This is a genomic window from Mixta hanseatica, assembly GCF_023517775.1.
Taxonomy (GTDB): domain Bacteria; phylum Pseudomonadota; class Gammaproteobacteria; order Enterobacterales; family Enterobacteriaceae; genus Mixta; species Mixta hanseatica.
In genome coordinates this window covers 3,872,833-3,897,050 of sequence record NZ_CP082904.1, presented here as the reverse complement: position 1 = coordinate 3,897,050, position 24,218 = coordinate 3,872,833, and the positions used below count along the sequence as shown (strand labels likewise).

The following is a 24,218-nucleotide window of genomic DNA, read 5'->3' as shown; positions in this document are numbered from 1 at the left end:
GTTGCAACCGTGCAAAAAGATCTTCATTATTGGAAGCTTGCTCGGAAGTATGATCGGGCAGGCTAGCGTGATAGAATTTACCGTTTAGACTTAATGAATACTCATCGGGAGATGCGAACATGGCCAGCAGAGGCGTTAACAAAGTGATTCTTGTCGGGAATCTGGGTCAGGATCCGGAAGTGCGTTATATGCCTAATGGTGGAGCCGTAGCGAATATTACGCTGGCTACCTCCGAAAGCTGGCGTGACAAGCAGACCGGAGAGACCAAAGAGAAAACGGAATGGCACCGCGTTGTGCTGTTCGGCAAACTGGCGGAAGTAGCAGGTGAATACCTGCGTAAAGGTTCTCAGGTTTATATCGAAGGCTCTCTGCAAACGCGCAAATGGCAGGATCAGAGCGGCCAGGAACGTTACACCACGGAAGTGGTCGTTAACGTTGGCGGCACCATGCAGATGCTGGGCGGCCGTCAGGGCGGCGGCGCAGGCGCGCCGGCAGGCGGCGGTATGGGCGGCAGCAACAGCAATAATAACGGCTGGGGTCAGCCTCAGCAGCCGCAGGGCGGCAGCCAGTTCAGCGGCGGCGGCCAGGCACCTGCTCGTCCGCAGCAGCAGAGCGCGCCGGCAAATAACGAACCGCCAATGGATTTTGACGACGACATTCCGTTCTGAGTCTATAGTGCGTTTGCTGTCAGCAGTAACACTAAGCCCCGCGTCAGCGGGGTTTTTTATGGTTTGAGTTTGACCTGCAACCCCTTTACAGCGTGGAAGGCGCGATGGCATTAATCTTATAATCCGAGCAAGCTATGTGTCCTGCCAGTGATATTATGGATGAATTTATGCTTTATATTGTAGTGATTAACGTTACACTAGCTGACTGAAGAAAAGTCCATATCAATAGAAAAACATTCGATAAAAGATAAGTCTGGGCGCCGTTTAATTAAGCACAAGGTGTTTCATTAAGGACGATTATGCATAAAGTACACCCTTACTTTTTTCTAATAAATAGCCGGTTTCAGGAAAAGATAGTTAATAAGCTTAGCCAGCATGAACAACAGAAATTACTTGAGCTGGGGATAGAGCTTGTTCAGCATGATGAATCGCTAAGTAAAAAAGCGTACGGCTATGATAACGTACAAGAACTTTTATCCTACATCTCCTTTATCTGTTCTTCAGATGATGCACTTTCAGAACAAATTCTCGAGCGATTTATAGTAGGTAAAGTACCTGAAGAAAATAGTCTCAGCGCGGTAATATCGCAATCTCAAACTAAAATCAGACAAAAGGCAAACAGGAAAGCGCGCTCCAAAATACCTGCTCTTGCTATTACGCCTGATAATCAACAAACGGAAATTATTAACCACTGTCATCAAGGCATTCAGGTTGATGCTTTTGCTGGTGCGGGTAAATCTACCGTTTCAAAGTTGATGATTGATGAGCTAGGCAATAATAAAACGCTCTATACCGCTTTTTTGCGTGAGAATATCACCGAGGCGAAACTAAAGATTACTGAACAAGCCTATACACAGGATGCATTAGCCCATCGATATGCTTTAGAGTACGCCCCTTTTAAATCCATTTTTAATAATAAGCATGCTCCGCATCCCTATTCTCTACAACATATTGTGGGGTTTGATGCTTCGCTGGATTTGGGACGCAATAAGGTCAAGCGTCATACTGTTGCACGCTTGATTACCCAAACGGTAAGTCGATTCTGTACCTCAACGGATCTGCAACTAGCTGAAGTGCATCTACCCGTTGCGATACTTTCTTCTGCCGCCCGGAAAAAGGTTTTAGCCTGGGCGACAACCTAATGGGATTACCTTACTTCAGGACGCGCAACTCTGGAGCAGGGCGCTACCTATGAGCACCTTATGAAATATTGGTCGTTAACGGCATCTATCACTTTACCTGACGACTATGAAAATATTATCGTCGATGAGGCTCAGGATATAAGCGGCGCGTTTTTTAATGTATTACGTAATCATACCGATCGTAATATTGTCATTGTAGGGGATACCTACCAGCAGTTATTCAAATGGCGCGGCGCAGTTAACTCCATGGGACTGTTCGATAAACCGCGTTTTCCCTTAACCACCAGTTACCGTTTCGGTGAAGCGATCGCCGATTGTTCAAATCGGGTGCTTGCCAAACACAGCCAACCGCCGCAGTATCTAGTGTGTGGTCAGCAAAATCTACGCTCGCAGGTAATTTTTTATGATGAGTCTCAAAACCTGCCGAATATGGCCGGTGCGATTTTAACCAGAACCCGAAGCCAGATAATTTTTATTGCCGATAATGAGCTACGTGCCGGGCATAAAATACATATCAAAACTGAAATAAATTCTTTAAAGTTTATTATTAATAATATCATTTATTTATCTCAGGGCGAGTTGGATAAAATAACGCACCCCTATATTTTAAAGTGCCCAAACGTTGCTTTTCTGGAAAGCGACCTGATAGATAATCCAGAGCCAGACGTCTATTTTGCATGGAAATTGTTTAAAAAATATGGCTTTTACACCACTGATCTCATTGATAAAATTGCAGAAAATAATTACCCGGTGGAACAGGCGGTTAAGGTAATATCAACCACCCATGCTATTAAAGGGCAGGAATGGGATAATATTGTTATTGCCCCCGACTATGCTGTCGTGCTTGATAACCCTAACGCAGATATAGATAGTGAGCTTTCGGTACTTTATGTTGCTATCACCCGAGCAAAACATAAAGTGTTTATACCTGAAAGTTTAAAAAACTACTTTTAGTTTTTGGCAAAGGCTTAACTCAGATGTGGTCAAATCCTTTCTTAATTATAGCGTCCTGCATGTACGTAGCGGGCTTTCAATATAAGTTGCTTTAAATTGGTGCTGGAAGCGCAGCTGGTGAAATCCATCGCGGCGATTCGGCAATACAGCAGGGCGACTTCAGGCCGCCCTGTTTTGCTTGCCACTATGACTGATTTTCCTGATAGTGTTGTTCGCAGCGTTCTTTGGCTTCCTGACGTAAATCACGTAGATCCGGCATGCTGTCGCCAGAGCCATAATCCATCGTGCCGCTTTTGGCTTCCTGTTTTTCTTCCGCCGCGGCAAACTCAAGTTTGCCGTCCTGCTGCTGCCACTCACCGCCTTCGCTCTGACGAGTAAATATCAGCGCATATTCCGGCGTCGATTCATCAGCGCCATAAATTTCATATTTATAGGCTGCCGCGCCATCATCGTTTAATTCCAGTGTATCAATCAGTTGTAAGTCCGCCATCAGTGCCTCCTGTTAACTAAAAGTAAAGTATAGATAATTAATCGTTACCTGAAGGAAAGGCATGTTGATGCGTGAAAAAAGCGCCTCCGCTGCGCCTTCTTCTTTTAAAGATGAATAAACAGCATAAACAGCAGGGCGGAAATCAGAATAGATACCGGCAGCGTCAATACCCAGGCGATCAGCAGATTGCGCAGCGTCGCCATCTGCAGGCCGGAGCGGTTAGCCGCCATGGTGCCTGCGACGCCAGATGACAAAACATGCGTGGTGGAAACCGGCAGGCCAAAGGCGTCAGCGGCGCCGATGGTGGCCACCGTGACCAGTTCCGCGCTGGCGCCCTGCGCATAGCTCAGATGGGTCTTGCCGATCCGCTCGCCAACGGTAATCACAATACGCCGCCAGCCCACCATAGTGCCCAGGCCGAGCGCCAGTGCCACCACTACTTTCACCCAAAGTGGAATAAAGCGAGTGGCGTTATCCAGCTCGCTTTTCATCGCATCAAGATTATTTTGCGTATCCGCGGGAAACTGCGCTTTCGCCGCCTTTAGCTGTTTAATGCTTTCCGCCGCCAGATACATATCATTACGGGTATTGGCCACCAGCTGCGCCGGGATATTCTCCATCGAACCGTATTGCTTAATCTGTCGGCCAATCTTATCCAGCATCGCGCCCAGCGCTGGCGCTACCTGTGGGGTGTTATCGCCGCTGCGCATAAACTGCATCAGCACATCGCGCGGCGCATCCTGCGGCGGCTGCGCATGTTGCCCAACCAGCTGCTGGCTGGTGATCTGCGCCAGTGCCGCGACACGTGGGATCTGTTCAGGCGGCACCGAGCGGTTAAGGGCATAGGCAATCGGCATTGCGCCGACCAGAATCAGCATAATTAGTCCCATGCCTTTCTGTCCGTCGTTAGAGCCATGAGCAAAAGAAACGCCGGTACAGGTGAGGATCAACAGCGCCCGGATCCAGCCCGGCGGCGGCTGCTTTCCTTCCGGCGCGCTATAGAGTTGGCGATTGCGCAGCCATTTTTTCATTGCTAACAGCAGCAACGCGGCGCTGGCAAAGCCGATAAGCGGTGAAAACAGCAGCGCATAAGCGACATTCAACGCCTGATCCCAGTTAACTCCTTCCATGCCGCTGCGGCCGTTATTAATCGCGTTCGCCACGCCGACGCCGATAATTGAGCCAATCAGCGTATGGGATGAAGAAGAGGGCAGTCCCAGATACCAGGTGCCGAGGTTCCAGGCGATTGCGGAAAAGAGCAGGGCATAAATCATGGCAAAGCCGTTGCCGCTGCTTGCCTGCAGCATCAGCTCCATCGGCAGCAGCGAAATAATGCCGAAGGCCACCGCGCCGCTGGACAGCAGCACACCGCTGAAGTTGCATAAGCCGGACCAGAGGATCGCCGCGCCGGGCGGCAGAGAATGGGTGTAAATCACCGTGGCTACCGCATTGGCGGTGTCATGAAAGCCGTTGACAAATCCGAACGCCAGCGCAATCACCAGCGCCAGGCCTAACAGCACAAAGGGGAAGTAACTGGTCACCACTTGCCCCGATTCTTCCACATCGGCAAACAGGTTCACGCCGGCAAAAATCAGTCCGCCAACCATCAGGACGATCACGGCCAACGCGGTTTTTTTACTGTGCTTACTGCTCAGATCAGGACGCGCAGGCGCAGGCGATGACGCGGCGTGCCAGGTTTGGTTCTCGCTCATGATGGGCCTCGCAAAAGAAGTGATATCGCAGCACTGGAGTGTTACGTGCGCAATATGACAGAGCGATGACCCTAACGGTAAAATGAGCGAATTACAGATAATACCGGGCGCACGTAGTCAGGCGCTACGCCACTTCAGTCGCGCCGGCAGATGACGTTGCAGGTTTTCCGGTGTTTCGCCTTCCATTAATCCCGAAACGATCTCAAAACAGTTCCAGGCCAGCATGCGCTCATCTTGTACCACCGTATCGATTTTTATCGACAGCGCATCATACAGATAGTGATCGTCAAAACTGCACAGGCGGATCGGCTGATCCAACAGGCCATGCTGGCTCAGGTAGCGCAGTACGCCTTCCTGCAATCCGCAGGCGGCACAAAACAATGCCTGCGGCACGCGGCCCAGGCGCATATAAAGCTCGGCGAACATTTCATAACCGGAGCTGGCGTGGTAATGGCCATGAATAATCCACTCCGGTTTTAGCGGCATTTCCGCTCGCGCCAGCCCCTGACGGAAACCCTCCAGCCGATCGCGGGTAGGCGAAATGCGCGGCTGGCCACCGAAGAAATAGAATTCGTCAAAGCCCTCTCGCGCCACGATTTCCACCAGGCTGGCGGTCGGTTCCACCGCCTCGGTGATCACTAAAGGCAGCGTGGATTCGCCTAAATGGCGGTCAAACAGCACTACCGGGATCTGCTGATTAATCTTCTGGTATTCCGCGTCATTCAGCATGCTGGAGGCGACGATCAAACCATCAACCTGGCGCTGGATCAGGTTATTCACCGCTAACGTCTCCTGGCTGGCATTTTCATCCGTACAGGCGATCAACAGCTGTAGCCCGGCGTCGCGGCACAGGGTTTCCAGCGCATGGGAAAAGGTGGCGAAGCCCTGATTGGTCATCTCTGGCACCACCAGACCGACGGTATGACTTCGGGAGGAGTTCAATGCGCGCGCATGAATGCTGGGTTGATAGTGCGCCTGACGGGCAATATCCATTACCCGCTCGCGCGTCGCTTCCGAAACGCGCAGCTCCTTACCTCGTCCACTGAGAACCAGGCTGGCGGTAGACTTAGAGACGCCCGCCAGCTGGGCTATATCTTTGATCGTGACGCGTTTTGGTTTATTCACTGTTGGCTACATCAGGATGGCTTGATAGGGATTATACTATCACGCCATCTTCCAGCCGCCAGTAATGCAAATTGACCTGTGTTTCGTCTGTCAGCCGCAGCTGCGGCGCAGCGGACGGGAAATAGCGGCTGGACATCACCGCTTCGCCATCGTTAATAAAAATCTCCACGCTGGAGCGATCGCAAAAAATATGCAGCTGGGCAAGGCTGCCGTGCCAGTAGCGATGCTCTTCGAGGCCGCTACGCGGATTGCGCCGCGACAGCCGAAGTTGCTCGCCATTCCAGCTTAAGCAGAGCGCATCGGCAAAGTGCAACGTCAGCGCGCCCTCAGGTTGGATCAACAGCTCGGCGCTGCTGATATCGAGCGGTGCCAGCTGATGCGCCGCGCCTTGCCACGTCTGCGGTGAACGGCGCAGCTGCTGTAGCTCACGGGCCGGACGCTGATGCAGACGCCCCTCTTCCAGTGAGAGCTCGCGCGGGCAGGTCATCTGATGGATCCAGCCGTAAGCGAGGGTGGGCTGGTAAAACTCGTCGCCATCGGGAATGCCCATCCAGCCAAACAGCAGGCGTCGGCCGTCGCTGCTGGCGGTGGTTTGCGGCGCATAGAACTCAAAGCCTAAATCCAGCTCATGAAATTCGCCGTGCGCAAAACGAGCCTGCTGATAATCCAGCTCGCCAATAAAATAGCCACTCTGAAAGGTATTGAGCCAGCGCGTCTGCTGAGGGGCCAGCCCCTGCGGGCAGGCAATCAGGATGTCGCGGTCGCCAAGCCGGAACAGATCCGGACACTCCCACATATAGCCAAACTCGCCCAGCCCGTTAAGCTGGCTACCGGCGATTTCGCCCAACAGCTGCCAGTTATGCAGATCTGCGCTGCGTAGCAGCAGTACTTTGCCTTCGCCCGCCAGATTTTGCGCGCCCAGCACCATATACCACTGCCCATCGTCGTGACGCCATACCTTTGGATCGCGCACGTGGCCGCTATAGCCGTCAGGCAACGCTATAACCGGCCCCAGCTTGCGGCAGCTGCCATCTTCTTCCAGCGTCGCCAGACACTGCCAGGCGGTGCGGCCTTCCGGGAACTTCACGTTGCCGGTATAGATCAGTGTCAGCACGCCATTATTATCTACCGCAGATCCAGAGTAACAGCCGTGGCTTTCATACTCCTCCGACGGTACCAGCGCAATCGGCTCATGTTGCCAGTGAATCAGATCGTCAGAACGCCAGTGGCCCCAAAACTTGGCGCCGTGCGCGCAGGCCAGCGGATTCCATTGATAAAACAGATGAAAATGTCCATCGAACTGAATAAAACCGTTCGGGTCATTCAGTAGCCCCACCGGCGCCGCCAGGTGCCAGGCCGGACGATGAGGATCCTGAGCGGCGCGTAGCTGTCCCTGCATCAACGCCTTGAGGGTTTGTTTTAACAGAGAGATCTCTTTCATGCGCTGGCCTCTACTTTATATTTCAGCATCAGTGAAAGCAGGAAGCCGATGCCAAAGGCCATAGCCATTCCGATAATGTAGTTCACCAGTGAGCTGGTCTGCACAATAGCCATGCCCGGCAGCGCCGTCAGCCCAACCGCGGTCATATTGACGTGACTAATTACCACCCAGGCGCCCGCCGCTGCGCCGCCGACGATCCCGGCAATAAAGGGTTTCATATAACGCAGGTTCACGCCGAAAATGGCCGCTTCGGTAATGCCGAGCATACCGGAAAAGGCGGAAGGCAGAACAATGCTGCGCACTTTGATATCGCGTGTTTTAAACCAAACCGCCAGACAGGCGCCCGCCTGCGCTACGTTCGCCATCGACCAGATCGGCAGCAGAAAGTTAACGCCGATAGCAGGATTGCCCAACAGTCCTGCTTCGATGGCGTGAAAACTGTGATGAATACCAGTGACCACAATCACCGAATAGAGCCCGCCAAACAGCAGCCCCGCCAGCCAGCCCGCATGCGCAATCAGCGTGCTGAGCACCAGCGAAATGCCGTCGCCCAGCCCCCGTCCCACCGGACCGATAATCAGCATGGCGACGAAACCGGAGACGATCACCGTCAGAAACGGCGTCAGGATAATATCCAGCGCGTCCGGGATAATCCGGCGCAGCCGTTTTTCCAGCAGGCTCATAAACCAGACCGCCAGCAGCACCGGAAATACCGTGCCCTGATAGCCAATCATCGCCACGTCCAGGCCGAAAAAATTCATGGTCTTAAAGCCGTCCGCGACACCCCAGGCGTTGGTCAATGCCGGATGAGTCAGAATGCCGCCCAGCGTGGCGCCAAGATAGGGGTTGCCGCCAAATTCGCGGGCGGCGGTAAAGCCGATCAAAATAGGTAAAATAATAAAGGCCGCCGAACTGAACATATCCAGCATGACAAACAGCGCGCTATCGGCATTAACCCAGCCATAGGTCTTCATCATGCCGAGCAGGCCCATCAGGACGCCAGACGCGACAATCGCCGGGATAATTGGCACGAAAATATTCGACAGCAGCCGGGCGATGCGCTGAGCCGGATTCAGCTTCTGCGTCGCGGCCTGCGCCGTTTCGCCTTTCGTCGCTTCGCTGATGCCTGCCGCCTGGATAAAGGCCGCATAGACCTTATTCACTACGCCGGTGCCGAAAATAATCTGCATCTGTCCGGCATTACGAAAACAGCCCTTAACGCCCTCCAGCTTATCGATCGCCTCTTTATCGGCCCTGGCATCATCCACCAGTACCAGACGCAGACGCGTGGCGCAGTGCGCGGCTGATGCAATATTTTCCCTGCCGCCTAATAACGGTAAAAGCTGCTGCGCAACCTTGTTGAAATCCATACTACCCCCTGTCAGGTTATTTTTATCCGGTATCAGAACCAGGTTTCCATCTGCACGCCAATGTTCCATTCGCCGCCTGAGCTAAAGCTGCTGCTGCCAAAGGCATCGTCGCTGGCATAGTTATCCAGCGAGCTATCCCAGTTCATCCAGCTGGCGAAAAATCGAATCTCCGGGCGGGTAAAAAAGTCACCGATATCGCCGACTTTAAAGGTGGGTGCCAGCGTCAGCTTATAAAAACTGCCGTTAACGCTCTGACGGCTTTTAAAGCCTCGCGGATCCAGATCCATATACTGATAGCTGCCTTCCCAGGCCAGCGCGAAGTTCTGGTTAATTTCTTGTATAAAACGGGCATTTAACGTTAGCCAGCGATAGTCGTCACCCTGCACATAGCGGTCGCGGCTTTGCTGAGCCAGCAGCGCCGGGGCGAAGCTCCAGGTGTTATTGATAGCGGTGGTGCCGTAACTGGCCAGACGCCAGGTATTGGCGTTTTGCGTCAGATTGCCATCCGAGCCGATACCTTTCACTTCGGCGCCAAGGCCGTGGCCGTACAGTAGAGCGCTTTTCGCCTGACCGGCGCGCAGCCCGTAAAAACTCTCATTATGCAATGCCGCCATCGCATGGAAACCGGTATCGCCGGCGTTATCGTTGCGATCACCGTTATTCACGCGTTCTTCATTATCTTTGGCGCGTAGCCCGCTGAGCATAAACTGGAACGGGCCGACAAAGTTATTGGCGGTTACGATATAGTTTTCAATATTGTTATCTACCGTCTCAATATCGCCGAAGTTGCGTCCATAAATAGAAAAGTTACTGCGGATGCGATCGTTCCAGCGTATGTCATAAATCCCGCCGCCGGTTCCGGCAAGAAATACCACGTCCGAATCCAGCCAGTGAATATCGAAATTATCACGATCGAAGCGTTTCCCGGCCCACAGTGTGCTGTTATGAAACGCGCCGGTAAATGTCGGCAGGCTGCCTAACTCCACGAACGCCTGACGCAGATTCAGGCTACTGGTATCGGCTGTCCAGTCGTTATAGCTTTGCTGGCCATCAGCCAGCATCGCTTTAAAACGGGTAGTGGCGCCGTTAGCCAGACGGGTTTTATGTTCAAGGTTAAGTTCAACGTAGGTGTTGTTTTCATTGCCGAGACGTCCTACCGCGCCGCCGGTTTCTCCCGCTGGCGTCAGCCAGGGGCCGCTTTGCGTACTGGTGGCGGCATCGTTCATGATTAGGCCAGAACGTGCATAGCCGTGAAACTCAAAGCCTTCGGTGATTTCCAGGCTTTGCGCCGGGGTGCTGACCGGTGCACCGGGCACCGAGTCGGTGGTCATCGGCGATGAAGAGGCCGACGCGGCGGTTGAAGACGCTAGCGTAGGGACTGACGAGGCTGACGCACCAGGTTTCGCGGCGGCGTGTCGTACGTTGTTAGCCAACGCCCCCGGCTGAGAGCTTGCCTGCCGTTCAATATCAGCCACGCGCAGCTCTGCCTGTCGGGCGCGTTTTTCCGCATCGGCCGCGCGCTGTTCCGCAGCCTGCAGGCGCGCCTCCATAGCGGCAAGGCGATTGGCAAGCTGATCTATGCTGGTGTCGGCAAAGGCTAAGGGCGTGTTGAGCAGAGTGAAAGCGGCAACGCCAGCCAAAGGGGGCAACATGTTCAATGAGAGGATTCTCCAGAGGGTTAACTTTTGCTAAACCGGTTCGACAGGAGAATATTGAAATTGGATCCGGTAGATCAACAAAACTTGCTAACCCGGTTTAGTAAATGTGACCGGGCCAGCAATTTTCTATTTTTATCAACGATCCTGATAAGGCAGGGCGGTCATCGCGCCACGCGCGGTGGTTGCCAGCGCGCCGCAGCGTTGCGCGCTGGCAATCGCCTGCTGAAGATTAAGCGGGGAGAGCGGAACAGGATCGCGGATCAGCGAAGCCAGTAAGCCAGCGACGAAGGCGTCGCCCGCGCCGGTGGTATCGACCACCTTTACCTCTGGCGCCGGATAGTGGCTGAGCTCGCCGTTCTGCCAGAGCGTCACGCCCGCTTTGCCCTGGGTAATCAGCAGCAGCGCAGGTTGATAGCGTTGGCTAAAGCGCGCGATGCCATCCTGCAGATCGCTGCTGTCGGTGAAGAACCAGAGCTCTTCCAGCGAAAGCTTAATCACATCAGCCTTCTGTAACGCCAGCTCGACCACGCGGCGCATTTCCTGCGGATCCGGCCAGAGATCTTCGCGCAGGTTGGGGTCGAAACTGACCCAACCATTCACCTGGTGGATGCGATCGATTGCGGTGAAGGCTGCGCTGCGTGAAGGTTCGGCGCTGAGCGCAATTGAGCAAAGATGCAGGCACTCGCCCGGCTGAAATACTGGTAAATCCGCTGTGGTAAGAAACAGATCGGCGCTGGGCCGCACCATAAAGGTAAAAGTACGTTCGCCTTCGTCATCCAGGCCAACCAGCACTGTTGAGGTGCGATGTTCCGGCGACGTGCGCAGATAGCCGGTATCCACCTTTTCCTGTTGCAGCGTTTTTCGCAGCAGCTGGCCAAAGGGATCCTGACCAACGCAGCCGATAAAGGCGCTATTGCCGCCCAGCCGGGCGATGCCGACCGCCACATTTGCCGGCGCGCCGCCCGGACAGATCACCAAACGCTGTTCGCCTTCAGGCAGCAGATCCACCACGGCGTCACCTAATACCCAGATACGTTTTGTCATGCGTTCCTCTTAGCTAATCATGCTAAACCGATTTAGCTAATCATGGCACATTTTTTAAGGCGGGTGATAGCGCCATTGTAAGCTGACGTTTAAGTGAGAGGAGATAATACCGGGCCGCAGCGGGGCGGTCCCGGCAGGCAGGACGTTACTCTGCGGCCCCTAACGGCAGACGCCCAGGCGCGGCGGACGGCTCATGCTCTTTACCGGCGCCATATTTCTGTTGCAGATGAATCTGTACCTGATGCAACAGCGCACCGTCCAGATGGTAATAGCGACGATAAACCCACAGCGTCACTATGAAAAACAGTAGCGGCGCGCCCACCATTATGACCTGCATACCGGCAACGGTGCCGCTGCTCTGGACCACGCCGGGGACGTAGCCTACCAGGCTCAGCATCACGCCGATAACCAGCCCGGCAAAGGCGGACCCCGCTTTTACCACCATGGTTTGCACCGCATAGGCGATGCTTTCAATACGCACCCCCAGCGCATAGTCACCGTAGTCGACGGTATCGGCCACCATAATTACCAACATTACCCAGAAGAAGGCGCCGCCCGCGTTGACCAGCATGCCTGAGAGCGCAATCAGACTGGCGCTCTGGGGCGCGAATAGCGCGACGCCCAGCAGCAGGAAACAGCTCATTACCGGCAGCAGCGAAGCGGCGATCCAGAGTTTGCGCCGCGAGAAGCGCCGCGCCAGCTTCGGAAACAGCACAATGGTCAGCAGGTTAGCCACGCCGGCGAACATCATGTACCACGGAAAAAGATCGGCGCGGCCCACCACATACTTAAAGTAATAGATAGCGAAAGAGGTAATGATGTTATGCGCCAGGTTCCAGGAGAGCGCCATAATCAGCAGGGCGAACAATGGCTTATTACGGTAGATCAGCATCAGCACATCGCTCAGGCGGTGTGCGACCTGCTGCGCGCTGTGTGATGACGAGTAGCGCTCTTTCACGTTGCGTAGCGTCACTAGCGTGGAAAGGATAAAAAAGAACACCAGAATAAAGGTGAAACGCATAAATCCCTGACCTTCATCGCCCGCGCCGAGCCAGTGCACCAGCGGCAGACCGATTACGCCAGTCAGGTAACCGGCGCTGCTGGCAAAAAAGCGCGGCCAGGGCGTGAGCGCTTCGCGCTCGCGCTTATCGATGGTAATGCAGGGCACCAGCGACCAGAAGGGCACATCCATAATCGTATAGGTAAAGCCCCACAGCAGATAGGTAACCCAGATATAGACGATTAGCCCGGTACCGGAGAAGTGATGGGCGCAAAATACGCTGACCAGCACCGCCGCATTCAATAATGTGCCGATCAATATCCAGGGTTTAAATTTGCCCCAGCGCGAGCGGGTGCGTTCTACTATCCAGCCCATTAGCGGGTCTGCCAGCGCATCGAGAATACGCGCCACCAGAAACAGCGTGGCCACCATGCTCACCGAAATGCCTACTACGTCGGTGTAGTAGTACATCAGATACATATAGATAATGCCGATGGCGAAATCCTTGCCAAAGGCACCAAAGCCATAGCTGATTTTTGTTTTCAGGGAAACGCTCATTCTGCTTTCCTCATTTTTTAAGCGGCAGAAGCCACAGCCATGAATCGACTTCTGCCGCAGAGTAGGGTTGAGGTGGGGAAATTAGCGGTAAGCGGGCAGCCAGTCGCCGTGAGCGGCGATCAGATCGTCGCACAGCCGGATGGTGTCATCGATCGACAGCTCGGCCGAGGTATGCGGATCGAGCAGTGCCGCGTGGTAGATATGCTCTTTTTTGCCGCTGACCGCTGCCTCAATCGTCAGCAGCTGGGTATTGATATTGGTGCGGTTAAGCGCGGCCAACTGCGGCGGCAGATCGCCCACGTAACAGGGCGTAATTCCCTGGCCGTCCACCAGACACGGCACCTCGACGCACGCCTCGGCGGGCAAATTGGTGATTAAGCCAGTATTCAGCACGTTGCCGCCGATTTTATATGGGCGGTCGGTTTCGATCGCTTCAATAATCCACGAGGCATATTCGTGGGTGCGGGTATGCGTAAGGGACTGGTTTTGCGTTAAGCGCTCGCCCACCTCGCGCCACTGTTCAATCTGTTCGACGCAGCGGCGCGGATATTCATCCAGCGGAATATTGAAGCGATCGATCAGTTCCGGGTAGCGCCCTTTGATCCAGTAGGGCATATATTCGGCGTTGTGCTCGGAAGATTCCGTCACGTAATAGCCGAAGACGCGCATGATTTCGTGGCGCACCATATCGTCATGCTTGTGCGTCAGGGCAGCGGAACGACGGCGGATCTCCGGATAGATATCTTCGCCGTGACGGGTAATATTCAGCAGCCAGGCCATATGGTTGATGCCGGCGATATGGTATTTCACGCCGTCGGTGGGCATATCCACCGATTTCAGCAGCGTCTCGGCGCAAACCTGTACGCTGTGACACAGCCCAACCGTTTTGACGCCGGTATGGCGCAGCATCGCCCCGGTCAGCGACGCCATCGGGTTGGTATAGTTCAGTAGCCAGGCGCCCGGGCAGCAGGCTTCAATATCGCGCGCCAGATCGAACATTACCGGCAGCGTACGCAGCGCGCGGAAGATCCCGCCGATGCCCAGCGTATCGGCAATGGTCTGCCGCAGGCCATATTTTTTGGGGATATCAAAATCGGTCAGGGTACAGGGCTGATAGCCGCCGACCTGAATGGCGTTAATCACGTAGCTGGCGCCAGCCAGCGCCGCGCGTCGTTGATCCACGCCAACATATTTCTCTATTCTGGCCCGTCCCTGATTAATATTGCGATTGATATTGTTCAACATATTCCAGGATTCGGTCAGGCGACGCTCGTCAACATCGTAAAGTGCAATATCCACATCCGATATGGCCTGCGTGGCCAGAATATCGCCCAGCACGTTTTTCGCAAAAACGGTACTCCCCGCTCCAATGAACGTAATTTTCATAACTCACCCTGCGCTGTTTTAATGAAGTGTTCGAGCAGACTGTAGGCGAGGAAACGGGCGCATCATATGTTGATTTGTGACTTCCATATGGCAAAAAACGAAGCTGTAAATGAAATGTGATCCTCTTCTCACTGCGGAAACCCGGAGGTTATGGCGCTGCGGCGCTGGCCTATACTGCCCGCAGGCGGCCAGGCCGAATTGTCGATTTGTGAACCCCGATAGCGGAGGCGAAAATGCAGAAAGATTTACGGCCGGAAGAGATGACGCATCTGGGATTAAATGTTTACCAGTTCGGGCATGAAGCCTGCGTGAGCCAACACAGCTATGGCCCCGCCGTTCGTCAGCACTATTTACTGCATTACGTGATTCAGGGCGGTGGCACGCTATTTACCGAAACCGGTAGCTGGCAGGTGAAGACCGGCGAGGCCTTCCTGATCTATCCCCATGAAATCACCACCTATACCGCAGATAAAAATCATCCGTGGGAATATATGTGGATAGAGCTGGATGGCTTGATTGCCAGCCGCGCCTTTGAGTCCTGCGGGTTAAGACGCGCGATGCCGGTCTATCGCGCGCGGCCGCAGACGGATGAGGCGGAAGCGTGCCAGCTTATGCGGCAGCTTATTCAGCTGGAGACGCATCAGGTACTACGCATCGCCGGACAAACCTTCTTGCTGCTGGATGCGCTGGTAAACCATGCGCAGAACGGTTGCCGTCCGGCGGTCAGTGAAAACCGCCACCTCGACAAGGCGATCGGCTGGATGGAGCGCAATTACCAGAAGCGTTTTGATATTGTCGATGTAGCGCGCTATTGCCGTATCGATCGGAGCTATCTGAGCCGCCTGTTTCATCAGCAGTTTGGCTATGGGCCCAAGCATTATCTGTTGCTGCTGCGCATGTCGCAGGCCGCCTCGCTGCTACAGGATAAAAAGCTGCCGGTAAAAGTGGTGGCCTGTTCGGTGGGCTATAACGATCAGATGCAGTTTTCTCGTCTGTTTCGCAAAGTCTATCAGCAGACGCCCAGCGAGTGGCGTCAGCGTGAATGGGCGCGAGTCGACTAAAGTTGCGGGTATGTTATAAGCAACACTTAATTATTTGTTGTGAAGGATCAATGAAATGCTCGATATGGCGGGAAAATGGCGGCTATCGGTGAGGAAACAGATAAAAAAAATCTGACAATAGCCGATAAAGAGTGCATCGGTTTAATTTAGAGATCCCTTGAATGACCATCAAACGCTCTTCCCTACTCATCCTTATCGCTTTACTGGCGATTTTTTTAATTAGCTCCCTGACCAACGCCTGGCTGTTTGTACGCAGCAACAACTCACTCGACAGCGTAAACAAAGAAATTCGCGTGGTGTTGTCAATTATCGATCCGATTAACCACAGCCGTAACCTGCGTGTGCATCTGATGGAATATATGAAGCAGCTGGAGAAAGGCGACGTTGAGAGCGCCAACGCCAGGCTAGCGGGTGTAGAAGCGCTGGTGCAGAAAATGGATGACGCCTTCGCTGCCTACGTAAAAGCGCCCCGACTGGAAAATGAAGCCCCATTGCTGGCGGAATATCAGCGTGCCTGGCAGGCCTATAAGCAGCAGGGTATTGAACCGCTGATGGCGGCGGCAAACAACGGCGATCAGGCAGGTTTCACCCACCAAATCACCACGGTTGCAAAACTGGATCGTCAGTATGAAATTGCACTGGATAAAGTACTGGCGCTCCATGAAGCCTACGCGAAGCAGCTGAATTCGACTGCTCAGCAGAACTTTAACTTCTCAGTGATCATGCTGGTACTGTTTGCCGTAGTGTTTATTTTCATTATTGGCCTGATCTATTTCCTGCTGAAAAAGTACCTGCTTGATTCGCTGCTGGCGGCGAAAGAGCAGTGCAGTAAAATCGCCCAGGGGCAGCTGCAGCATAGCGTGCCGGTTGGCGCCACCTCTCGTACTGAAATTTCTGAAGTTATGCGCTCCATTGAGCAGATGCGCCTGGCGCTGATCCAGATCATTAGTCAGGTACGTGATTCCTGTCACTCCGTTGCCAATGCATCGCAGGAAATTGCCGCTGGTAATATCGATCTCTCTTCACGTACCGAACAGCAGGCTTCCGCGCTGACGCAAACCGCGGCCAGCATGGAAGAGCTGAGCGCGACGGTGAAACAGAATACTGAGAACGTCTATCAGGCGACGCGCCTGACGCAAGAGGCGGTTAAAGCCGCGCAGAGCGGTGATGAAGTCTCAAAACAGGTGATTACCACCATGAGCGGCATTACGCAGAGCTCGCGTAAAATCGAAGAGATCACCACCGTGATTAACAGCATTGCCTTCCAGACTAATATCCTGGCGCTGAACGCCGCGGTAGAAGCGGCGCGCGCCGGGGAAGAAGGACGCGGCTTCGCGGTGGTGGCCGGTGAAGTGCGCAACCTGGCGCAGCGCAGCGCTGCCGCCGCGCGCGAAATCGAAGGGTTGATCAAAGATTCCGTTACCGGCATTAGCCAGGGCTCGCAGCAGGTCAGTAAAACCGGCGAAGCGATCGCCAATATTATCGATTCCGTTACGCGCGTAAACGCGCTGATGCAGGAAGTGTCTACCGCTTCCGACGAGCAGAGTCGCGGTATTCTGCAGATTGAACAGGCGGTAACGGAGATGGATGGCGTTACTCAGCAGAACGCCGCGTTAGTACAGGAATCTGCTTCTGCCGCCTCTTCGTTGGAAGAACAGGTCAACTACCTGAAAAATACCGTTTCGGCCTTCCAGCTGCCGGCGCATTAATCAGATCAACAAGGGCGGCGGGAGCGCGTCGCCCTTTCTCTTTTCGATCCTTTTCGCAAAAAACGCGCTTTGGCATCAGCCTCCTTTTGCCTTATACGCGCGCAGCTGCCATGCTCTGCTTTCTTTCTCTTTTTGTCAGGAGCCCAGCGTGCAGGGTGTGCCGGAACAGTTTCCCAGTGAAAAAGATCGCGCTCAGTTTCGTCAGCTTAGCGAGCTGCCCGGCGTTGAACTTTATCAGGCTCATATTTCACGTTATGCCTTTGAACCTCATACTCATGAGGCTTTTGGCATTGGCGCGATTGATTTTGGTGCGGAGCGCTTCCGTTACCGTGGCGCCAACCATATTGCGGCGGCGCAATCGCTGGTGATGATGAATCCGGATGAGCTGCATACCGGCGAATCACTGGGAGAAGAGGGCTGGCGCTACCGGATGATCTATATCGATCCTGCGACGCTGGAGGCGCTAACGGGGGATCGCGGCTGGTGGTTTACCGAGGTGGTGAAAGCGGATCCGTTAAACGCTTATCGGCTTTCACAGGCGATCGCCGCGCTGTGGCAGGCGCCCGATTCGCTGACGGCACATGGACAGATACTGCAGCTGGTTGATCTGTTCCGGCCCTGGGCGCGTATTGCCGATAAAACGGTACAGGAGAAGGGGCACCGTTTCGATATCGTGCGCGACTATTTGCGCGCCAGCTATGCCCAGCCGGTCTCGCTGGCGGAGCTGGCCGGGCTGGTGTCGCTTAGTCCTTTTCACTTTTTGCGCCAGTTTAAACGCCAGTTTCACGTTACGCCGCACCAAATGCTGATGGCTTTTCGCCTGTTTGAGGCCAAGCGCCTGCTGGCGCAGGGAAAATGCGCCGCCGATGTTGCGCTGAGCGTAGGGCTAACCGATCAGGCGCATCTTACGCGTGCCTTCGCTCAACGCTACGGCATTACGCCCGTTCGCTATCAAAAGCAGATAGCTGGCCGCTAAACGGCGGTCGGCAACGCGGCGGGTCGCCTGCCGTGACCGCAATCTCCTACAATATTTCTCGCGTCAGCTACGACACAATAGCCGCTCATCCAATTTTTAATGAGACCGCTATGCTTGCAGGAGTACTTTTTGCGCTGGCCGCTGGCCTGATGTGGGGACTGATTTTCATTGGTCCGTTGCTGGTGCCGGAATATCCGGCCACGTTGCTTTCCGTCGGACGCTATCTGGCTTTTGGGATCATTGCCGTGGCGCTGGCGTGGCACGATCGCCACCGTCTGAAACAGTTATCAAGACGCGACTGGATGGAAGCTTTTCGCCTGACGCTGATAGGCAACCTGCTTTATTACACCTGCCTGGCCGCCGCTATCCAGCGTACCGGCGCACCGGTATCGACCATGCTGATCGGTACGCTGCCGGTAGTGATAACCATTACCTCGAATCTGCTTTACGGCCGTCATGAAGGACGACTGGCGTGGGGCAAGCTAATGCCCGCGCTGTTGCTGATCGTTATCGGTTTAGGCTGCGTTAACCTGGCCGAGTTACAGAGCGCGGCACATCATCTTGAGCTGAGTCGCTATCTGAGTGGCATCTTATTAGCGATCATGGCGGTGATCTGTTGGACGTGGTATCCGTTGCGCAATGCGCGTTGGCTACGCGCCAATCCTCATAAAAAGCCGGGCACCTGGGCAACGGCGCAGGGCGTGGCTACGCTGCCGCTGGCGCTGCTTGGCTGGCTGCTGGTGGCCCTGATGCTGAACTGGACCCAGCCGACGTTTGCTTTGCCTTTTGGCCCCCGGCCAGAGGTCTTTATTCCCTTAATGCTGGCGATTGGGTTGTTTTGCTCATGGCTGGGAACATTGTGCTGGAATGAAGCCTGTCAGCGACTGCCAACAGTGTTGGTGGGTCCGTTGATTGTTTTCGAAACCCTGGCGGGGCTGGCCTATACTTTTATGCTGCGTCAAAGCTGGCCGCCGCTGCTTACGCTGGCAGGAATTGCCTGTTTAATAATTGGCGTATTGATTGCTATTCGCATTAAGCCGCAACCGATAGTGAAATCGCTGGATATTTCCTCTTAATTTTCCCGAAGAAAAGCAGCCTGTTTATATTGCTGGCTGCGCTTTTTTAAGAAAACCCTTAGCGGCTTTTGGCTGTTTTTGATTAGATTTGCGTTAAGTGGCAACGTTTACGTGAAAAAAGGCCGCGAAGGTAATAAATTTTTCACTGAAATAGAGCTAATATTGAAGTAGATAAAAATTGGCCCTGATATTAAGATTATGCTTAAGCCAGCAAAGCGAGTTATTGTGGTGATTTATCAACTAACTAACTGATTGTCTTGCCATAAATCCCCCTACTAGTGCTATCGGATTTTTCGCTAAAACGTTTCAACCCCGCCGTAAGAATGTCAATGTTTACTACTGTATCGCTAATGTGTTCTACATCACATTTGTACACAAAGTGCGAGCCAGCGTTAGCTTGAGTTAGCTCAAACAAGCGAAGCGGATGGCGAAAAAACGCCCATAAAAATCATTAGTCATATGAAAGTAAAATCGCTGTAGATGATCTTTTGAGCGCTCTACAAGGCTTTAATCATTAACCATGCTTAATAAGGCCGCGATGGGCCTGCTGCATGAGACGCCGATCGGGTAGGGTGAATAGTCCCTGATATTCGTTAAAATTTGCCTGAGCATGGATACAGATTTATCTGGAAAGGATAAGCTGGATTGTAGGAAAACGGTCCGTTAAAGGGGAGATGATTAGTAGAGTTGAAGTGCTTCCCGGCTGCTTTTCCTACATAAGTAAAGAAAAGTAAGCCGGGAAATACCTGAAATAAAGGGTTTTAATGTGAGTGTGATAAAAGAAAGCCTAAAAAACGATCGCGCCCAAACTGAAATAGTTCAGGAAAAAATGGTACGAATGGCTGGTTCTTAAAATTCTAGTTAATTTCACACATCTTTGCTTATCAGACTTATCCTGCGCATATACGTTAATATTTGCTCAGTGATTATCACACTGCCCGGAAGGATAGTGATAAACGCTACGGCTAATATCAAGCAGGCGACAGCTGCGGCGCGTACCGATCTCGAAGGTATCCTGTAAATAATTAACTGCTTGCCGCTTATCATTAGTCGTAAAGAAGTTTTTTACCACGCTTTGCAGCATTGCTTTATCCGAGCTTAGCATTTGCAGTTCCCGGCTAAGGGCCTGTAGTTTTTCTTCTAACTCTTTGATTTTTCTTCCTTCTTCAGATGAGAGTCCGGCATACTTTTTCTTCCAGCTATAAAAGGTCGCTTCAGAAATCCCCAAATCTTCACAGATCTCTTTGACCTTAACGCCACACTCAGAAGCTTTAATCGCATTGGTGATTTGCTCTTCGGTGTATCGTGACTTTCTCATAAATGCTGTTACCTTTCTAATCAATTAATGGATGAGAGCGGCTGCAATAATAAATGGATCTAATCCCCTGGAATATTAAAGCAGCGTTTTAAAGTGCGCGATTTGAATGGCAAGCAATAAGTTAAGTTATCCTGTAGAAATATCATCATGGGATTTCTCTTATTTTATCTTTGGCTTACCCCCATACCTTTCTCAGCACCCAGTTTTGTTATAAATTCTTTCCCCGTCAGGTGAACGATTTTGACAATGCTGACGCGTTCAAATGAACTTGCGTAACGGTAAAGTTGTGCCAGGGTTGTCATCAAAAATAATTTTTATGAAATCGTTTACACAAAATTGAAAAGGCCATTTTTTATCAGATAGCCTATGAGAAAAATCTCAGGAATAGGCAAGGACAGGTTATTAAAAATAACCGTTAATGAGATGTGGTTTTTAATCTTGTGTCGCCAGAGTCACTGTGCGTAATTGTACGTTTTAAACACGGATGTCGTTTTCATATGTGAGTAGTTAGAAATACAAAGGATGCGTCGATGAAATACAGTGTGATGTCCAACGCCGCCTGGATGATATCTGAAAAATTTGTTTCCATATTTGGCGTAATTTTTGTCACGTCTTATGTAGCAAAGTCTTTTGGACCCACGGTATTTGGTCAGATGTCGTTTTCAACATCGCTGTTCTCAGTGGTGCAAACTATTGCAATTTTTGGCACTGAAACCCTTCTGTTTAAGCGCATCAGCAAAAGCGCGCAGAAAGGGATGCGTCTGATGACCATCGCCAAAAAGCTGCGTTTGGCTTTATTACTGCTGCTCTCCTTGCCGCTTTTGGTATGGATGTACTACCACATGCGCGAGAACTATCTCGCCTTTGCGCTGGCTTCGTTTCTGGCGGCGCTGTTTGTTACACAGGACACCTTTAGCGTTTTTAACAATGCCCAACTGGCGTCGCGCTTTAATACCATCGCTAATACGATAGGTATGCTGCTGAGCTTTGCTATCAGCTTTAGCATCGCCTGGTTGAAGCTGAGCCCGGTGTGGTTAACGCTATCAATAGTGGCCGTTACGCTGGTGCCGTATCTGATTAAGCGGTACAGCTTTTATCAGCGTTACAGTGATGAAGAACCGCCGCGCGGCAAAAGCGGCAATTATCTGCGTTATTTAATTTATGCCGGACTGCCTTTAGCTATTTCCAGCATATTTATCTCAATTCAGATAAAAATGGCGCAATTTTTCCTGGTCAGCGTAGGGACTGCAAAGGATGTTGGGTTATTTAACGCAGCGAATATTATCTCAGCATCATGGATATTTATTCCTGCGGCAATTATTACCTCAAGTTTTACTGAAATATTCAGAGAGCAGTCAGAAAAAGCGTTAAAGCTGACGGCGCGTCTGAATGGTTATGTGATGGTTATATCGCTATTGATGCTGCTTATCGTATCCCTCTACGGTGAGAAGATCATTATTACCCTGTATGGGGAAGATTACACACAATCGGGAAGTCTCATTACGTTGTTGTCGTTAGCAACCTGCTTTTCGTCAATGGGGACGGTCGCATATCGTTATATGGTCAAAGAAGGAGGTTTTAATTATCTGTTGAAGAAAATCCTCTGTCTGATGTTAATCAGTGTGCCCTTAGCTTGGTTATTAATTACCAGCTTCGGCCTGGTTGGCGCAGCCTGGAGCGTTTTAATCACGGAAGTTCTGTCCCTGACCGTAATGAATTACTTCTTCAAACATGGCGTCATACACAAGATCCACGTTTCCTCACTCAACTACAAAACTTACAAATGAGGTTAAAATGTCTAAGTTTAAAGATGAATTAAGAAGAAGCGTTCTCTATTTTGTTAAGAAAATGCCGTGGGCATACCAGGACCGCATTCACTATTTTCGTAAATTTAAAAGACTACCCAATATCCGTGAACCTAAACTGTTTAATGAGAAGGTTCTGTATCGTAAGTTCGTTAACGGCGACTACGCCCGTTACGGCAGGCTTTCCGATAAGTTCACGGTACGCGACTATATTGCTGATGCGATTGGCGAAGAGTATCTGATTCCGTTGGTACATGAGACCAGCGATCCGACGACGCTGTTGAGCTTGCCAGGCCTGAAGAACACGGTAGTGAAGCCTAATCATGGCTCTAACATGGTAGAGATTCTGCTAGAAGAGCCGGACAGCCTGCAAAAGCAGCTGATTATTAATCGCTGCCAGGAATGGCTGCGTAAAGACTTTTCCGAAGAAGCGCGTGAAATTCATTACCGCTACATTAAACCGCGCATTCTGGTAGAAAAATATATTGGCGATGGGAAAAGCGCGCCGATCGATTATAAGTTCCACATGTTCAATAAAAAGGACGGGACATTTGAATATGTGTTGCAGGTCATTTATAACCGCAGCAATCCTGCGTTATCAATGAACTTCTATGTTAATAACCTGAACGAAGCCTGGTACAAAATTCGCGATACCGGTCTCGATCTTAATGCGGTGATGCCGAAATTGGAGCACGTATTAGCGTTGAGTAAGACGCTGGCGAAAGATTTCGATTACGTTCGTGTCGACTGGTATATCCATGAAGAGCAGGTATTTTTCGGCGAATTAACCTTTACCCCAGGCGCTGGGCTGGTGACCGGTCTCGATCGTGGTCTGAATCGTATGATGGGTGAAATGTGGCTGCAGGATCATATCACGCCGCCGACGCCTGTTGGTTCGTCAGATGTCGATGTCACCGACGTCACGCTGCCGGTGATGCTGAAAAAAGTATAACGGCATTCGGTTGGGTTAATAATAAAAAAAGCGAGCCGGGCAGCTCGCTTTTTTAACAGACAAGCATCAGGGCATCGGCCATTCTGGCGGCGTCTGGCTCATGATATTAATAAATGCGTCTTTGGTGATGTTCAGGAAGTTATTGATATTTTCCATACTGAACGACATGCCTAACAGCCCGGCGACAAACCAGCAGGTCAGGCCGACACCAATTCCGCTAAAAACAAAGGCCATTACCGGATGGCTGGTTTGACGACATTTTGTTTTAAACGTGCTGGCGAAAAACATCAGTACGGCGCTCAGCAATTCCCAACGCATTACAACAAGGCTGGCGGTAAGCGTAGCCATAACATGCAACCTCTGTTTCTTATCAACCCTGACGCCTGGAAGAAAAAGACGGCGATAAAGATGTCAGGGAGCCTTTACCGGTCATTAATGTGCAGCACTAAAGTGTGACTTGGGTCACATTATATCACTGGTTTTTAAAATTTGAACAAAATTTACACCAGTGAAAACGCCTTTAGCTGTGAAAAATTAACCGCAGATTTGTATCAAACGCCGCGCCAGGATGAGTCCTAATCAGACAAGTAATAACAGGATGAAACTTAAAGTAAATCATTGATTATTATGTTTTATTTTGATTATGCGTGGGCTTTGGGATGAATCTGACCGTTAGCGACATTGTGCCGCCGGCGACATTGAGTCAGGATTTTCCGGCGCATGGGTGTTAGCGCTTACTGCGCCCGTGATACGCATGTAGCCAGCGCTGCGTC

Annotated in this window: 20 protein-coding genes; 9 read left to right on the top strand and 11 right to left on the bottom strand. The window is 52.0% G+C overall.

Features of this window, described 5'->3' with window-relative positions; translation table 11 throughout:
* Positions 1 to 119 precede the first annotated feature (119 nt).
* The 3 genes from K6958_RS18510 to K6958_RS18500 all read left to right on the top strand — a co-directional run bounded on the left by K6958_RS18510 (position 120) and on the right by K6958_RS18500 (position 2,764).
* A complete protein-coding gene (locus K6958_RS18510) occupies positions 120 to 668 on the top strand; it encodes a single-stranded DNA-binding protein (protein WP_249892478.1) in 549 nt (182 codons plus the stop codon).
* A gap of 299 nt (positions 669 to 967) precedes the next feature.
* Entirely contained in the window at positions 968 to 1,810 is an 843-nt protein-coding gene (locus K6958_RS18505) for a hypothetical protein (RefSeq protein ID WP_249892477.1), read from the top strand.
* A gap of 60 nt (positions 1,811 to 1,870) precedes the next feature.
* Positions 1,871 to 2,764: an ATP-binding domain-containing protein gene (locus K6958_RS18500; RefSeq protein WP_249892476.1), complete on the top strand. Its 894-nt coding sequence runs from the start codon at positions 1,871 to 1,873 to the stop codon at positions 2,762 to 2,764.
* Positions 2,765 to 2,948: 184 nt separating this feature from the next.
* Here K6958_RS18500 and K6958_RS18495 read toward each other — a convergent pair whose 3' ends face one another.
* The 9 genes from K6958_RS18495 to K6958_RS18455 form a co-directional block, all read right to left on the bottom strand.
* Entirely contained in the window at positions 2,949 to 3,254 is a 306-nt protein-coding gene (locus tag K6958_RS18495; protein WP_249892475.1) for a hypothetical protein, read from the bottom strand.
* A gap of 104 nt (positions 3,255 to 3,358) precedes the next feature.
* Positions 3,359 to 4,966 (bottom strand): inorganic phosphate transporter, encoded by a 1,608-nt coding sequence (locus K6958_RS18490; protein ID WP_249892474.1) that lies wholly within the window; start codon positions 4,964 to 4,966, stop codon positions 3,359 to 3,361.
* A gap of 117 nt (positions 4,967 to 5,083) precedes the next feature.
* The gene (locus K6958_RS18485; protein WP_249892473.1) at positions 5,084 to 6,091 is read right to left on the bottom strand and encodes a LacI family DNA-binding transcriptional regulator; all 1,008 of its coding nucleotides are present in this window, start codon (positions 6,089 to 6,091) and stop codon (positions 5,084 to 5,086) included.
* Positions 6,092 to 6,122: 31 nt separating this feature from the next.
* Positions 6,123 to 7,532 carry a sucrose-6-phosphate hydrolase gene (locus K6958_RS18480; protein ID WP_249892472.1) on the bottom strand — a complete coding sequence of 470 codons (1,410 nt, stop codon included), beginning with the start codon at positions 7,530 to 7,532 and terminating at the stop codon, positions 6,123 to 6,125.
* Positions 7,529 to 8,902: a sucrose-specific PTS transporter subunit IIBC gene (locus K6958_RS18475; RefSeq protein WP_249892471.1), complete on the bottom strand. Its 1,374-nt coding sequence runs from the start codon at positions 8,900 to 8,902 to the stop codon at positions 7,529 to 7,531. The genes K6958_RS18480 and K6958_RS18475 overlap by 4 nt, the downstream gene beginning before the upstream one ends.
* Positions 8,903 to 8,934: 32 nt before the next feature.
* Entirely contained in the window at positions 8,935 to 10,554 is a 1,620-nt protein-coding gene (locus K6958_RS18470) for a carbohydrate porin (protein ID WP_434085225.1), read from the bottom strand.
* A 141-nt stretch (positions 10,555 to 10,695) separates the two neighbouring features.
* Positions 10,696 to 11,604, bottom strand: coding sequence for a fructokinase (gene cscK, locus K6958_RS18465; RefSeq protein ID WP_249892470.1), 909 nt, complete (start codon positions 11,602 to 11,604; stop codon positions 10,696 to 10,698).
* 145 nt (positions 11,605 to 11,749) lie between these two features.
* Positions 11,750 to 13,162 carry a melibiose:sodium transporter MelB gene (gene melB / locus K6958_RS18460; protein WP_249892469.1) on the bottom strand — a complete coding sequence of 471 codons (1,413 nt, stop codon included), beginning with the start codon at positions 13,160 to 13,162 and terminating at the stop codon, positions 11,750 to 11,752.
* Between the two features lie 81 nt (positions 13,163 to 13,243).
* The gene (locus tag K6958_RS18455) at positions 13,244 to 14,548 is read right to left on the bottom strand and encodes an alpha-glucosidase/alpha-galactosidase (RefSeq protein WP_249892468.1); all 1,305 of its coding nucleotides are present in this window, start codon (positions 14,546 to 14,548) and stop codon (positions 13,244 to 13,246) included.
* Between the two features lie 233 nt (positions 14,549 to 14,781).
* Here K6958_RS18455 and K6958_RS18450 point away from each other — a divergent pair, with 233 nt between their 5' ends.
* The 4 genes from K6958_RS18450 to K6958_RS18435 all read left to right on the top strand — a co-directional run bounded on the left by K6958_RS18450 (position 14,782) and on the right by K6958_RS18435 (position 19,370).
* A complete protein-coding gene (locus tag K6958_RS18450) occupies positions 14,782 to 15,609 on the top strand; it encodes an AraC family transcriptional regulator (RefSeq protein WP_249892467.1) in 828 nt (275 codons plus the stop codon).
* A gap of 161 nt (positions 15,610 to 15,770) precedes the next feature.
* Positions 15,771 to 17,318 (top strand): methyl-accepting chemotaxis protein, encoded by a 1,548-nt coding sequence (locus K6958_RS18445; protein ID WP_249892466.1) that lies wholly within the window; start codon positions 15,771 to 15,773, stop codon positions 17,316 to 17,318.
* A gap of 148 nt (positions 17,319 to 17,466) precedes the next feature.
* The gene (locus K6958_RS18440) at positions 17,467 to 18,294 is read left to right on the top strand and encodes an AraC family transcriptional regulator (protein WP_249892465.1); all 828 of its coding nucleotides are present in this window, start codon (positions 17,467 to 17,469) and stop codon (positions 18,292 to 18,294) included.
* A 110-nt stretch (positions 18,295 to 18,404) separates the two neighbouring features.
* Entirely contained in the window at positions 18,405 to 19,370 is a 966-nt protein-coding gene (locus K6958_RS18435) for a DMT family transporter (RefSeq protein WP_249892464.1), read from the top strand.
* 919 nt (positions 19,371 to 20,289) lie between these two features.
* Here K6958_RS18435 and K6958_RS18430 read toward each other — a convergent pair.
* Entirely contained in the window at positions 20,290 to 20,688 is a 399-nt protein-coding gene (locus K6958_RS18430) for a transposase (RefSeq protein ID WP_249892463.1), read from the bottom strand.
* 530 nt (positions 20,689 to 21,218) lie between these two features.
* Between K6958_RS18430 and K6958_RS18425 the strand changes: the two genes are divergently transcribed.
* Positions 21,219 to 22,475, top strand: coding sequence for an oligosaccharide flippase family protein (locus K6958_RS18425; protein ID WP_249892462.1), 1,257 nt, complete (start codon positions 21,219 to 21,221; stop codon positions 22,473 to 22,475).
* 7 nt (positions 22,476 to 22,482) lie between these two features.
* Positions 22,483 to 23,445 carry an ATP-grasp fold amidoligase family protein gene (locus K6958_RS18420; protein WP_249892461.1) on the top strand — a complete coding sequence of 321 codons (963 nt, stop codon included), beginning with the start codon at positions 22,483 to 22,485 and terminating at the stop codon, positions 23,443 to 23,445.
* Between the two features lie 66 nt (positions 23,446 to 23,511).
* On the opposite strand, the gene K6958_RS18415 is transcribed toward K6958_RS18420, so the two are convergent.
* The gene (locus tag K6958_RS18415; protein ID WP_249892460.1) at positions 23,512 to 23,793 is read right to left on the bottom strand and encodes a YjcB family protein; all 282 of its coding nucleotides are present in this window, start codon (positions 23,791 to 23,793) and stop codon (positions 23,512 to 23,514) included.
* Between the last annotated feature and the right edge of the window lie 425 nt (positions 23,794 to 24,218).